The organism is Clostridium weizhouense (assembly GCF_019431045.1).
Classification (GTDB): Bacteria; Bacillota; Clostridia; order Clostridiales; family Clostridiaceae; genus Clostridium; species Clostridium weizhouense.
On record NZ_JAHXPT010000011.1, the window covers coordinates 49,353 to 62,528 of the forward strand.

Genomic DNA, 13,176 nt, shown 5'->3' on the forward strand with positions numbered 1-13,176 from the left:
ATTACATACTATATGTATATAGTTTATTTGAAGTAGTATATTAAGCTTCATATTGAATGCCTGATATTACAATTGATAATTCATTTAACAGATTGATATTAGATCCTATAATATCCTCATTCATACTCTTTAATATCTTAACTGATGGTCTTAATGGATAATTTGGGACAGTATCTTGAACAATACCTATATCACCATTACTAAGGCATACTATAGTGCCATTTGGAAATGGTACTATAACTCGAGAAAAAACTTTAACCATTTCATAATCAAAAAATGTTCCGGTATTAGACATTATATATTCTAATGCATCACTAGGACACATAGCGCGTTTATATGGCCTATCAGATGTTAAAGCATCATAAACATCTGCTATGCTAACAATTTTGGCCATAGAATTAATTTTATCTCCTTTTAATCCGAATGGATATCCTAATCCATCAATTCTCTCGTGATGTTGAAGGACTATTAGTTTGCTATTAGAAGACACATCATCATATATATTTCCTAAAAACTCATATCCTTTATAAGGATGAGACTTTATTTTTTCAAATTCTTCAGGTGTTAATCTATCAGGTTTTAATATTATATCTTTATCAATAAAAGATTTACCTATATCATGTAATAGAGCACCTGTGCATAACTGAATTAATTTATACTTAGGAAAGTTTAAACTAATGCCTAAAACAAGTGATAAAACAGCAACGTTTACAGAATGTTGATAGGTATAATTATCCATATTCTTTATATCTACTAAGGAAATAAGTAAATTTTTGTTAGATAATATATTTTCTATTAATTCTTCTGCAATATCATTAATAGATTCAAAATAATCTAATTCTTCTTTAGAATAATCACTTAATGAGCGTTTTTTTAAGTCATGTATTAGAGAAACACGTTCTATATCTGTAAAGGTCTGTTTGATTACTTTTATTGCTTTTTGACGTAACTCAGGTTTTATTATATCTTCTATTTCATAGTTACTATATTCATCAATTATATATAAAGAAAATATATGTAATTGCTTAATTTTTTTTATTAAAGAATCAGTTAATCTAACTCCAGGTCTAAGTAGAATTCTTCCTTCTTCATCATATATAGTTTTAGCCAATAAAGAATCATTTTTTACACATTCAATTGGAACTAAACGCATTCTATAGCACCTCACAACTTCATTTGCATAGTTACATCTTAATATGAATTATTATACCATATATTCCTTATATTATGATAAAAGTTTACTAAAAGTCCTAATATATAATTATATTACTCTAAAAGTATAAATAAATTAGAATTTATTTGTAAAAGTGATATATTTAAAAGTAAAGTTACAAATGTAGAGTAAATTATTAAATTTAAAATATACTTTCTATATAGTTTAAAACATCTAAAAATTGAATAAAAATATATATTATTAATTAATATATGTAATCAAATAAAATTGACATAATTTTAAAAAAGTAGTAGATTTGTTTGTGTAAATTTTAAAATTTAAATTAATTAAACTTAATTATCAAATTTTTAAGTCTCTGTAAAATAATTATGAGAAAGTTCTATAAAAATTTTGGGAGGAAATATTATGAGAAAAACATTAAATATTGCTCATAGAGGATTAAGTGGGATATATCCAGAGAATACAATGTTAGCATTTAAAAAAGCTTTAGAAATAGGTTGTGATGGAATTGAGATAGATGTGCAATTAACTAAAGATGGATATGCTGTAATATGTCATGATGAAGAACTTGATAGAACTACAACTGGGACAGGATTAATTAAAGATTATACATTAGAAGAATTAATGAAATTAGATGCAGGAATAAAATTTGGTAGAGAATTTAAAGGATTAAAAATTCCAACACTTGAAGAATTCTTAAAATATGTTAGTGATAAAAATACTATTATAAATTTAGAAATAAAAAATAGTATAATTGATTATGAAAATATTGAAAAAATAACATATGATTTAGTTAAAAAATATAATTTAGAAAAAAAAGTTATAATTTCTACTTTTAATCACTATTCAGTAAGAAGATGTATAAGATTAGATAGGACTATAAAAACAGGAGCATTATATTGGGATTGCATATTTGAGCCATATAATTATGTACAAATGCTTGGAGCAAATGCACTTCATCCTCAATATAATAGTGTAACTAGAGAAATCGTTGAAAAAGCTCATGATAATAATCTTGAAGTAAATGTTTATACAGTTAATAATAAAGAAGATATGAAAAAAATGATAGATTTAGGGGTAGATGCTATTATAACTAATTATCCCAATGTATTAAAAGATTTATTATAATCGATGGATTTTAGGATAAAAACCTATTTTTATTATATACCAGGTGATATTATTTCAGCTGGTATAGTTTGATTTATATTTATTTAGTATCTTCACACACCAATTATTTTCATTATTTTTTTACATTTGTATCAATAATTAGTTTATTACATGATTGACACATACTTGCTTCAACTGCTGCTCTTCCTATCAATCCTTCACGTTTTCCTAGTTCAATTCCCCCGTTTGCCCATATTCCAAGAAATAGGTCTTTTTCTTCTGGCAGCCATTTCAACATATATCTGTCTCCATATATATATCCTTTGATCATTTCATTACTACAATAAGGACATCTCATTTTACTCTACCTCCTTAAAGTGAATACCTGATAAAAATTAGCACAAATTTAATACCATGCCTATAAATTAGAACTCTATTAATGCTAAGTTATTTTTATCAACTTTATATCTATTTTTAACTAAAGATAACATTGGCTTATCTGATAAAGAATCTGAGTATCCAAAGGATTTATCAAAATCTATCTCTAAATTATTTTCATTTAAATATTGTTTTATCCTATTAATCTTTTCAATACCTTTGCAATTTTCACCATAAATTTCGTTAGTATATTTTCCATCCACCATCTTAAGTTTAGTTCCTATTATCCCATCAATTAAACTATTCTTTAAAAAATATTGTAAATATACTTCTGGTGAAGCTGAAACTAATAAAATGCGGCATCCTTGTTCTTTATGGAAGTTTAATTTTTTCATAACTTCTATATTAACTTTCTTTAATAATACCTTGTCATAAAACTCTTCTAATTCTTTTTCAGTTAAATATTTTAAAGGTAGATATATAGCCTCCTTAGCGGTTTTTACATCTATAATTTTTAAAAAATACAATACCATTTTTACTAAAATTATAGGAGTATAGAGTATAAAAATTGGCTTTTTACTAATTGCAAAAAATAACATTGAAAACATAGAGTCTCCATTTATAATAGTATAGTCTACATCAAAAATAGCAAAAGGAATTTTCATTGTTTCTCTTACCTCCTATATGTTTAAAATAACAATACAAGCACAAGCCCATAATAATATACAACTAAAAAGTTGCTTATCTTGTAATACTGTTTCTGCTGGACTTCCGCCTGCTTCTTTAGAATGCATTAAGTAATAATATCTTAAAGCTCCAAAAATAATAAAAATACTTGTCCATATAAAGTTATCATTATGTGAACCCAGTATACAATAAATAGAGTATGACATAATTGTACATGTTAATGATATAGTTATAAACTCATCTAGTATTTTTTCAGTATATTGAGATAGATTCTTTCTATGAGAACTAGCATTGTTACCTAAGACAATTATCTCATTTCGTCTTTTTCCAAATCCTAAAAATAAAGATAAAAATAATGTACATAAAATTATCCATTTAGAAATTTCAACTGTTGTTGCAACTCCCCCTGCCATTACTCTTAAAATAAATCCAAGTGATATTGATAATATATCAATTAAGAAAATATTTTTAAGCTTAAAAGAGTAGGCTATATTATTTAGCACGTATATAAATATGATAATAACTATATATTTATTTACATTAATTGCTAAACTTAATGATATTAAGCATAACAATATTCCTATTATTAAAGCTTGAAGCAAGCTAACTTTACCACTAGCAATTGGCCTTTTACATTTAACGGGGTGATTTTTATCACTTTCTTTATCTACAATATCATTAAGTATATAAACAGTAGATGATATACAACAAAAAGATATAAATGTAACTAAATTCCTTATTAATAAATTAAAGTTTAATAAATTGTTTGAAAAAATTATTGGACCAAATACAAAAAAGTTTTTAATCCATTGCTTAGGACGTAATAATTTTATGATGTATCTAAAATCTCTTATTTGTTTAGTGGGCAATAATTTTATAATATATTTAAGATCTTCCATTTTCTTCTCCCTTGCTATTTATGTTATTACTCATATTATTTTTATTATGTTTTAAAACATCAACAATCACTTAAAACATAGAATTTATCAAAAGCTGTAATAGCTAATAGTATAAAAATCCAAGAAAAAGGATAAGTATATCTATCTTGTGCTTCTGTTAGTAAACATTGGAGAGAAAGACCGCAAAACATAATATACAAGAAATCAATTTTATAATTCTTAAATTTTTTCTTCTTGTATAATCCAACATAAGAAAGTATTAAAATTGTAATATAAAATATCTGTATACCAATTTCAATATCATCACTTAAATCTATTAGAATTTTCCCCTCATCTTTACCAAGAATATCTAAATAGTAATCTTTATTATAAGCTTCACTGAGTCCTATTTTTGACCAATAAATACTACCAAAATCTCCTGTGCACCATTCTCTACTATATCTGAAAATATAAAAATAAACTAAATCTTTTACTGGAGTTGTAGTTAATCTTTCTTTTATAATTTCTTTTGCTGCTTTATCTAAACCTTCATAATCTTTATCATATATATCAGCCAAACTAGCATCTTCTTCATTCCATGCTCCTTCAGATTCAATATTAGTTCCTTTTAGTATTGATATGCTTATTGGTTCCATTGCATGCCAAAGTTGATTTTCTGTTATATTTAATGATATTAGCAAATTGCTAACGATTATAAATGGCAAAATAAATGTTAAGATAAGTAACAAATTTGTATAAATTTTTATTTTAATTTTTTCTTTAAAATATATGCAAATATACATTATATAAGCAATAATCATTACATAACCAAGAGGTCTAAAAAGGTGCATAGCACTTAAAGATAAACCTGACATTGAAAAAAAGAAAAGTTTATTTTTGTTATTTATATTCATTGCTTTAAAAAACATTAATATGCTTAATAAAAGTAATGGCATAGCCATATTTTCAGAGCAATAAACATTATTATAAATAATCATAGGTGGGTAAACAGAACTTATAAGAAGTACCCAGATGCTTTTCTTTTTGTCTTGAAAAATTTCTTTTGATATAAAAAATATTAATATTACATTTAACATAGAAAAGATAATATTTATAAATCTTATAGCTACTAATGGATTAGAAAATATTTTAATAATTAAAGAAAAATATAAAACAGTTATACTCATATGTGGAAATCTAGCAAAATAACTATAATCCCTAAACATATAGGTTGTACCACTGCTTGCATAATCTTTTGCACATATAAACATTCTATTAAAATCGCCAATAGGGATACTGTCAATATTATAAAACCATAAAATCCTTATGATAAAAGCTCCAAGAATTATAATAGTAATAATTAATGATTCTTTATAATTATTTTTTAATCCATAATATGTTCCTCCAATGAATATAAGCAAAATGACAAAACAATAAAATGACAATAATAAATTACTGTCATTTTGTTTAAATAAGTGCTTTAAGTATATGAAACTGCCTATTAAAAAGGGAAAAAATAAGACTTTGAAACTTAAATTCAAAAATCTATGAAACCAATCGTTTATATTATTCATATAAATTCATCCTCTCTATATTTTAAATTTTCCTTAGTATATTTATACTATTTTACTTATTTAAGTAAATATGTACACTAATATATTATATAACAAAAAATGTAAAATTGTCTATTTTTACTTTTTGATATATAATATGGAAAAAATATACTGATATCATTATAATACATAATTTGTAAATTGATTAATAATATCATCATAAAACATAAAAAACAGGTTCATAAATTCAACTTTATAGATTTTAGTGTCCTTTTAAGAATGTTTCTAAATAGCAATTAAGTTTGATAACATTTTATTTATTAAAATATATATAATGATTTGTAAAATTAGAAAAGGAGCTATAGCAAATAGATTTAAATCTGTTTGCCATAGCTCCTTTTTCCATTTTAATAATAAAATTAATATACAATTTTTTATTAGATATCTAAAAGATTTTTCTTATAAGAAGAATATAATTGTCTAAGAGTTTTCATCTTATCTTCAAGCTCTAAATATAATTTTGAGGCTTCATTATAATCTTTATTAACAAAAGCTTTTTTAATCTTTGTAAATAAGCTTTCAGTAGTATAAGTATCTTTCATTATATAAATTCTTAAATCATTTATCTTCATCCAAATAGAGATATCTAAGTCTAAAGCTTTATCTAATGAATGTAAAGGTGAGAATGATCTAATTTCATTAATATAAGTATTAATAATTCTATGAGAAATTTCAGTTGACCATCTTTCTATAGTAGCTAATTTAAAGCTATTAATGATTGCTTCTGTCATTACATCATTATTTCTTAATACTTGAAGTTTTTCAGGATACATATCAAGTTGAGCTAAGTTTTCATAAACTGTAGCTGGTGCTTTACCAAAGTATTCATTTCTTTCATCTTCAGTAAATGCTTCAAATACATCATCTTCAGATCTATAAGATCTATCTTTTTCAAGATAATCAGCATCTTCACCAGGTTTCTTTGATAATTCTTTAAGAAGTTCATCTTCAGTTTTATTATTGTTTACAGCATAAAGTATACCATCAAGCATCGCCATATAAGAAACAGCCATAGCTATATAAGTATTGGTATGAGGATTAGGAGATCTAAGCTCAAATCTAGTAGCTAGTGGTGAATTTAAATCTCTAATTAATCCAAGTAATATAGATCTATTTCTTGATGGATTTTCTGGACTTTGTCCTAGAGATGTTACTATACATACAGGAGCTTCAAAGCCAGGTTTTAATCTCTTAAGAGAATTATTTGTTGAAGAAATAAATGGATTCATAACTTCATAATTTTTAAGGATACCCATTATTGAACCATATCCTATTATGCTTAAGAAATGATCTTTAGGTCCATTAAATATATTGATTCTTTTACCATTGTTCAATTTTAAACTAACGCCTAAATGAGTATGCATACCTGAACCAGCAACTTCTTCAATTGGTTTTGCCATAAATGTTACTTCAAGCCCATTTCTTCTAAATGTCTCTTGAGCTAATATTCTAACAAATAATTCATTATCTGCAGCTTGCAATGAATCTGAATATTTCCAATCTATTTCTATTTGCTCCATGACATGATCAAAGTTTCCAGAAGAGTTTAACTTAGCTCTTACTCCACCAACTTCTTTATGACCCATTTCAGGTTCGAATCCGTATTCTTCCATTAGAATAAGAGTTTCTTCTAATGCTGTTCTTACTGCACCTTTAGTTCTAGTCCAATAGTGTTCATGTAATACTTGAGAAGTTGATAATTCTTCAACTTCAGCGTTATCATTAGGAGTTTTAACCCAGAATTCTAACTCTGTAGCTGAAGTAATAATTATCTCATTTACGTCTTCAGGAGTTATTCCATAAGGCTTTAAAATTTCTGGTTTAGTCTTAAAAATATTACTAAGATTTTCTTTGAAGGTAGATACAGCAGCTTTTAGGATGTGTCTAGAATCAACAGGTTTATTATCATGATATAAGAAACAAGGAATTCTTAAAGTTCCAACAGGTTTATTACTACTTGGGTCAATAAAATTGAAGTTATAGTCAACAAACCAAGTACTATCTAAATCTGTAACCATATCAACTTTAGCATTATTTAAAGTTGCAATTCCTGGTAGTACAACAGAAGAACCGTCTGTTTGGACAGCTATTCCATTTAAAAAAGAATCTATGTCTTCTAAAAAAAGTTTCATAGGTATTTTTTCATCAGTATCGTTACCAGATAAATCAATACCCACAAATGAAACAAATTTAATTTGTGGATTTTCATTTAAAATTTTTGTTAAATCTTGAGCAGTATGATTCTCTTTTTTAATAATATAAAGTAAATTATTCATATAATCGGCTACTACAGCATAACTCTGTAATAAGCTCTTCACATCCTTTCAATTGTAGATTTATAGAATGACTTATGTCGAACAAATAATAAAAAATAAGTTTTAATATTCGCGAATTCAACTATTATAAAGAATTCTATTATAAGTATGTACGACTGTCAATATATTTAAACTTAAATTTAATAAGTATGTTCTAACTAAGTTATTATAGTTATAATTAAATATATAATTTTTGTAGGAAACTATATATTTAATTAATAATATCTAGTTAGAAGCATATATATGATAAGTTTTCTACATAAGTTCCTCACGAGTAGTGAGTGGTAATATTATTTATAAATATTTTTAAATTTATATTAATGAACAAATTTTATCTAAGCTTATATATATTATTTATTATAAATAAAATTTACCATAAAAGTATAGTTAAAATTAATTCTATATAGATTTATTTTTAATAAAGTAATAAAATATTTATTAGATAATCTAGGAAAATTGGAGTGTGAACACTTTGGATATTAAAAATAGCCCTATAGGATTCTTTGATTCAGGTGTAGGCGGATTAAGTGTAATGAAAGAAGCTATTCGTTTAATGCCTAATGAAGATTATATATATTTTGGTGATTCTCAAAATGCACCATATGGTACAAAAAGTTTAGAGGAAGTTAGGAAATTAACTATTAATGCAGTTGATTTATTATTAGAAAGAAATGCAAAGGCGATAGTAGTAGCATGTAATACAGCAACAAGTGCAGCGATAGATTTAATTAGACATAAGTATAAAGAAGTCCCTATAATAGGAATAGAACCAGCATTAAAATTAGCAGTAAAGTATAATAGAAAAGGTAGTATAATAATAATGGCTACACCTATGACATTAAGGGAAGAAAAATTTAAACACTTAATGGAGAATTATGATAAAGATTATAATATAATATCATTACCATGTGCTAAATTGGTTGAATTTATAGAACAAGGTGTAATTGAAGGTAAGGATTTAGAAAACTATTTAAAACAAAAATTGGAACCCTACTTAGTTGATGAAATTGGGGTTATAGTTTTAGGATGTACACATTATCCTTTTGTAAGAAAAACATTATACAATATAGTAGATAAGAATGTACCTATTATTGATGGTGGTGTTGGAACTTCTCAGGAATTAAAAAGGAGATTAGAAGAAAAAGGATTACTGACAGATAAAAGCCAAAAAGGAGAAGTAGTTATATTAAATTCTAATGGTAGTAAAGAAACTATTAGTTTATGCGAAAGACTAATAAATATGTAGTATTAATACTAAATAATGAATTATAAAAGTTATTTAGTTAATAATAATATTAAGGCATATTCAAAAAAATAATAGACCAGTATGCTCGTCTATTTTGCGTGATACTGCGTCAGCAAATTTAGCTAATACTTGCTATTAACTAAATTTACTTCCTTGTCTGACACAAAATATACAACGCCTCTTTGATCTATTATTTTATTTCATGTGCCTAAATTTAAGAAAAAACAGATATTTAATTATTTTAACTTAAATGTTTGAATTTGAAAGGAGAATTTTCATGAAAAATCCGATTGTTACAATAACTATGAAAAATGGAGGGGTTATTAAAGCAGAATTATATCCAGAAATGGCACCTAATACAGTAAATAATTTTATTGATTTAATAAATAGAGGATTTTATGATGAATTAATATTTCATAGAGTTATCCCAGGTTTTATGATTCAAGGGGGATGCCCAGAAGGTAATGGAATGGGTGGTCCAGGATATAGCATAAAGGGAGAATTTTCAAATAATGGATTTAAAAATGATTTAAAACATACAAAGGGTGTATTATCTATGGCAAGAGCTATGGATCCTAACTCTGCAGGAAGCCAATTCTTTATAATGGTTGCAGATGCTCCACATTTAGATGGCGAATATGCTTCATTTGGTAAAGTAATTGAAGGAATGGATATTGCACAAAAAATAGTTTCTTCAAAAACTGATGTATATGATAGACCTTATGAGGATCAAGTAATTGAAAATATGAAAGTTGATACTCAAGGGGAAGAATATAAAGAACCAGAAATAATAGAATAATATTGAGTTATATTTTATAAAGATGGTGGTATAATGAGTCAAAATATTAAATGTATATTAGTATATGGGATAGAAGAAAACATAATTACTAAAATAAAGCAAAGATATGGAAAAGTTATTAAATTAACTAATAATATGGCGAATATAAAGATTAAAGACATAATAGAGGGAAATGACATTTTATTAGGAGAGCAGGAAGTTCCAGATGAGCAGATGGTAGTTTTTAATGGGTTCAGTGAAGGAGAATTAAAAGGTGCAATAAAGTATATAAGGAGCTTTGTTAATGGAGGAGTGTTAGCAGTAACAACACCCACTTCTAGTAATTGGTCATTTAAATATCTATTAGAACATTTAATTGAAGAGAGAGAATGGTTTAAAATGCAACAAAAGGGGAGAGAGTAAGTTGAGTCGTGTAGGAGAAAAGATAAAACAAGCTAGAGAAAAAAATGGTATATCTGCGAAAGTCTTAGCTAAAAAATTAGGTGTGGCTGAAAAATATATAAATGATATTGAACTTGGAAGAAAAGTTGCAAATGAATCATTTATAGAAAGAGTTGCTAAATTCTTAAAAACAGATTTAAATGATATAAGTATGGTTGTTACTGATGAAGAACTTATGAAAGAAAAGAAAAGTATAAAAGAATTGCCAAATAAAAAAATAGAAAAATCTGAGGTATGGACAGATGCTTTTGCATCAGTGATTAAAAGTGTACCCATATATGATTATTCTCTTTCTAATAAAAAAGGATCTAAAGAACTACCTATTTATTCAAATAAAGTAGAAGGATATCCACAAGATAAAGTTTTTTATCTAGAAATAGAAGATGATGAAATGACAGGATTTAGAATGTTAAAAGGTGATTTAGCATTTGCACATATAGTTAAAGAGCTTAGTAATAACGGATTATTTTTAATAGAATATAAAGGCAAAAGAAAAATTAGACAAATAAAAAGTCTAGGAAATTCTAAGGTACTATTAGTTAGTAATTCAGGTTCTTTATTTACTGAAACCATGGAATCAAAGGAAATAAGTGTAATAGCAAAATTAGAAAGAATAGAGATAAAACTTTAAATATAAGAACTTAATATATAAATAAAAATCTTAGTAGAATATTCTACTAAGATTTTTTATTTAAAGTGAAGTTATTATACTTATATGCATAATATAATTTATATAAATATTTATGGAAGTGATTTATTAATGCCAACAGATTTATCTAAAGTAGATTCATCTATAGGATTACTAACTAATGTACCAAGTGCTATATTGAATAAATTATATAACAAATTTAACTTAAATAAAGAAGATAATAAAATTGAAATAATAATTTTATATAGAGATACATTTGAAAAAGTTAAATTAGAAGTTGAGACTTTAGGTGGAGAATTCATAGATTTAAATTTTAATTTTGGACTAGTAAAGATACCAGTAGATAAATTACAGGAATTAGCTTTAAGCGACAGTATTCAATATATGGAACTACCTAAAAATTTATATGAAACAGATGTATATAATAATCAAGCATCATGTATACCACAAGCCGTATCTAATTATAACATTTCTGGAAAAGGGGTTTTAGTTGGATTTATAGATTCAGGAATAGACTATACTCATCCAGCATTTATGAATAAAGAAGGGACTACTAGAATAGAGTATATTTATGATTTGAGTACTGGAGGGAATATATATAACAAAGAAACTATTAATAGAGCTATAAAATCGGAAGACCCATTTTCAATAGTACCATCTAGAGATAGCACAGGTCATGGTACACATGTAGTAGGAATTGCATGTGCAGGAGGAAATATTAATCCTATGTATATTGGTGTAGCACCAGAAGCTTCAATAGCAATGGTAAAAGCATCAAGGGGTGTTTCGGTTTTAAGTTCACAAATAATGCAAGGCATTAAGTTTTTATTAGATAAAAGTAAGGAACTTAATATACCATTAGTAATAAATATTAGTTTAAGCACTAATAATGGAGCACATGATGGAACTAGCCTTTTAGAGCAATATATTAGAACAATAGCTAATTTAGAAAGAATATCAATTGTTATTGCAGCAGGTAATGAAGGTGATGCTGGTCACCATTCAGGAGGATTATTAAAGAAAAGTCAGAAAAAAACATTTAATATAGCAAGTGATGAAACAGCTATTGTTATAAATATATATAAATCTATTCTTCCAGATATAGTTATAAATATAATTTCTCCTACAGGACAAAGTAGTGGAGATATTAATTTAGAGGTTGGATATTTTCAAGGTAATATAGGAAGAAATAGATATGATATATATGTTGCAGGTCCAAAGCCATTTGAATTAAATAGTGAAATTCAAATAATTATTTCACCAATAGGAGAGTATATAGCTGAAGGTATATGGACATTAGAGATACAAGTAATAAATCAATATGAAGGAGAATATTCAATATGGCTTCCTGTATCAGAAGGTTTAAATCCAAAAACAAAATTTTTAGAACCATTAACATTCAATACTTTGGGGATACCAGCAACCGTTGATAATATAATTGCAGTTGGGAGTTATAATGCTATAACTAATAATATTTCAACATTTAGTGGAAGAGGAAAACTTTTAGGTGGTACAATCAGGCCTGATATTGTAGCTCCTGGAGAAGCAATATTAGGTCCTATACCAAATGGTGGATATGATACTAAAACAGGTACATCTATGGCAGCACCTCAGGTAGCAGGTATATGTGCTTTACTTACAGAATGGGGAATAGTTAAAGGAAATGACCCATATTTATTTGGGCAAAGACTAAAATATTATTTAGTAAGAGGAGCAAATAGAACAAGAACTGACATAAAATATCCTAATCCACTATGGGGATATGGAACTGTTTGTGCATTCTCTACACTTTCTTTAGTTGAAAATACTATTAATTTTATTTTGGGTAGTAGAAAAAAACATAATTATAGAATACATCAATCAAATAAACTAATAAAAATAAATAGTAA

11 protein-coding genes and 1 pseudogene are annotated in these 13,176 nt (G+C 25.9%); 6 read left to right on the forward strand and 6 right to left on the reverse strand.

The genetic code is table 11. From position 1 onward, the window contains the following. Positions 1 to 40 precede the first annotated feature (40 nt). Positions 41 to 1,153 carry an HD-GYP domain-containing protein gene (locus tag KYD98_RS13280; RefSeq protein WP_219780527.1) on the reverse strand — a complete coding sequence of 371 codons (1,113 nt, stop codon included), beginning with the start codon at positions 1,151 to 1,153 and terminating at the stop codon, positions 41 to 43. A gap of 426 nt (positions 1,154 to 1,579) precedes the next feature. Here KYD98_RS13280 and KYD98_RS13285 point away from each other — a divergent pair, with 426 nt between their 5' ends. After that, positions 1,580 to 2,302: a glycerophosphodiester phosphodiesterase gene (locus KYD98_RS13285; protein WP_219780528.1), complete on the forward strand. Its 723-nt coding sequence runs from the start codon at positions 1,580 to 1,582 to the stop codon at positions 2,300 to 2,302. Positions 2,303 to 2,414: 112 nt separating this feature from the next. On the opposite strand, the gene KYD98_RS13290 is transcribed toward KYD98_RS13285, so the two are convergent. From KYD98_RS13290 to KYD98_RS13310, 5 genes are all read right to left on the reverse strand, one after another. After that, positions 2,415 to 2,639: a PF20097 family protein gene (locus tag KYD98_RS13290; protein WP_219780529.1), complete on the reverse strand. Its 225-nt coding sequence runs from the start codon at positions 2,637 to 2,639 to the stop codon at positions 2,415 to 2,417. 67 nt (positions 2,640 to 2,706) lie between these two features. Next, a complete protein-coding gene (locus KYD98_RS13295) occupies positions 2,707 to 3,324 on the reverse strand; it encodes an HAD-IB family hydrolase (protein WP_219780530.1) in 618 nt (205 codons plus the stop codon). A gap of 15 nt (positions 3,325 to 3,339) precedes the next feature. After that, positions 3,340 to 4,245, reverse strand: coding sequence for a decaprenyl-phosphate phosphoribosyltransferase (locus KYD98_RS13300; RefSeq protein WP_219780531.1), 906 nt, complete (start codon positions 4,243 to 4,245; stop codon positions 3,340 to 3,342). Positions 4,246 to 4,304: 59 nt separating this feature from the next. Then, on the reverse strand, positions 4,305 to 5,495 hold the full coding sequence (locus KYD98_RS13305; protein ID WP_219780532.1) for a glycosyltransferase family 39 protein: 1,191 nt from the start codon (positions 5,493 to 5,495) through the stop codon (positions 4,305 to 4,307). Positions 5,496 to 6,214: 719 nt separating this feature from the next. Then, complete coding sequence (locus tag KYD98_RS13310; RefSeq protein WP_219780533.1) at positions 6,215 to 8,113, reverse strand: type I glutamate--ammonia ligase; 1,899 nt, start codon at positions 8,111 to 8,113, stop codon at positions 6,215 to 6,217. A gap of 511 nt (positions 8,114 to 8,624) precedes the next feature. Here KYD98_RS13310 and murI point away from each other — a divergent pair. The 5 genes and pseudogenes from murI to KYD98_RS18440 form a co-directional block, all read left to right on the forward strand. Continuing rightward, positions 8,625 to 9,398, forward strand: a complete 774-nt coding sequence (murI, locus tag KYD98_RS13315) for a glutamate racemase (RefSeq protein ID WP_219780534.1) — start codon at positions 8,625 to 8,627, stop codon at positions 9,396 to 9,398. Positions 9,399 to 9,675: 277 nt separating this feature from the next. Next, entirely contained in the window at positions 9,676 to 10,197 is a 522-nt protein-coding gene (locus KYD98_RS13320) for a peptidylprolyl isomerase (protein WP_219780535.1), read from the forward strand. 33 nt (positions 10,198 to 10,230) lie between these two features. Next, entirely contained in the window at positions 10,231 to 10,599 is a 369-nt protein-coding gene (locus KYD98_RS13325) for a DUF3783 domain-containing protein (RefSeq protein WP_219780536.1), read from the forward strand. A gap of 1 nt (position 10,600) precedes the next feature. Continuing rightward, on the forward strand, positions 10,601 to 11,269 hold the full coding sequence (locus tag KYD98_RS13330; RefSeq protein ID WP_219780537.1) for a helix-turn-helix domain-containing protein: 669 nt from the start codon (positions 10,601 to 10,603) through the stop codon (positions 11,267 to 11,269). Between the two features lie 129 nt (positions 11,270 to 11,398). Next, positions 11,399 to 13,111, forward strand: a pseudogene (locus tag KYD98_RS18440) (S8 family peptidase); the annotation flags it as partial. Positions 13,112 to 13,176 lie beyond the last annotated feature (65 nt).

Excerpts from the sequence above, each read along its gene's own strand:
- KYD98_RS13280 (WP_219780527.1), bottom strand. The coding sequence starts at position 1,153 with ATGCGTTTAGTTCCAATTGAATGTGTAAAAAATGATTCTTTATTGGCT.
- KYD98_RS13285 (WP_219780528.1), top strand. The coding sequence starts at position 1,580 with ATGAGAAAAACATTAAATATTGCTCATAGAGGATTAAGTGGGATATAT.
- KYD98_RS13290 (WP_219780529.1), bottom strand. The coding sequence starts at position 2,639 with ATGAGATGTCCTTATTGTAGTAATGAAATGATCAAAGGATATATATAT.
- KYD98_RS13295 (WP_219780530.1), bottom strand. The coding sequence starts at position 3,324 with ATGAAAATTCCTTTTGCTATTTTTGATGTAGACTATACTATTATAAAT.
- KYD98_RS13300 (WP_219780531.1), bottom strand. The coding sequence starts at position 4,245 with ATGGAAGATCTTAAATATATTATAAAATTATTGCCCACTAAACAAATA.
- KYD98_RS13305 (WP_219780532.1), bottom strand. The coding sequence starts at position 5,495 with ATGTTTATATGTGCAAAAGATTATGCAAGCAGTGGTACAACCTATATG.
- KYD98_RS13310 (WP_219780533.1), bottom strand. The coding sequence starts at position 8,113 with ATGAATAATTTACTTTATATTATTAAAAAAGAGAATCATACTGCTCAA.
- KYD98_RS13320 (WP_219780535.1), top strand. The coding sequence starts at position 9,676 with ATGAAAAATCCGATTGTTACAATAACTATGAAAAATGGAGGGGTTATT.
- KYD98_RS13325 (WP_219780536.1), top strand. The coding sequence starts at position 10,231 with ATGAGTCAAAATATTAAATGTATATTAGTATATGGGATAGAAGAAAAC.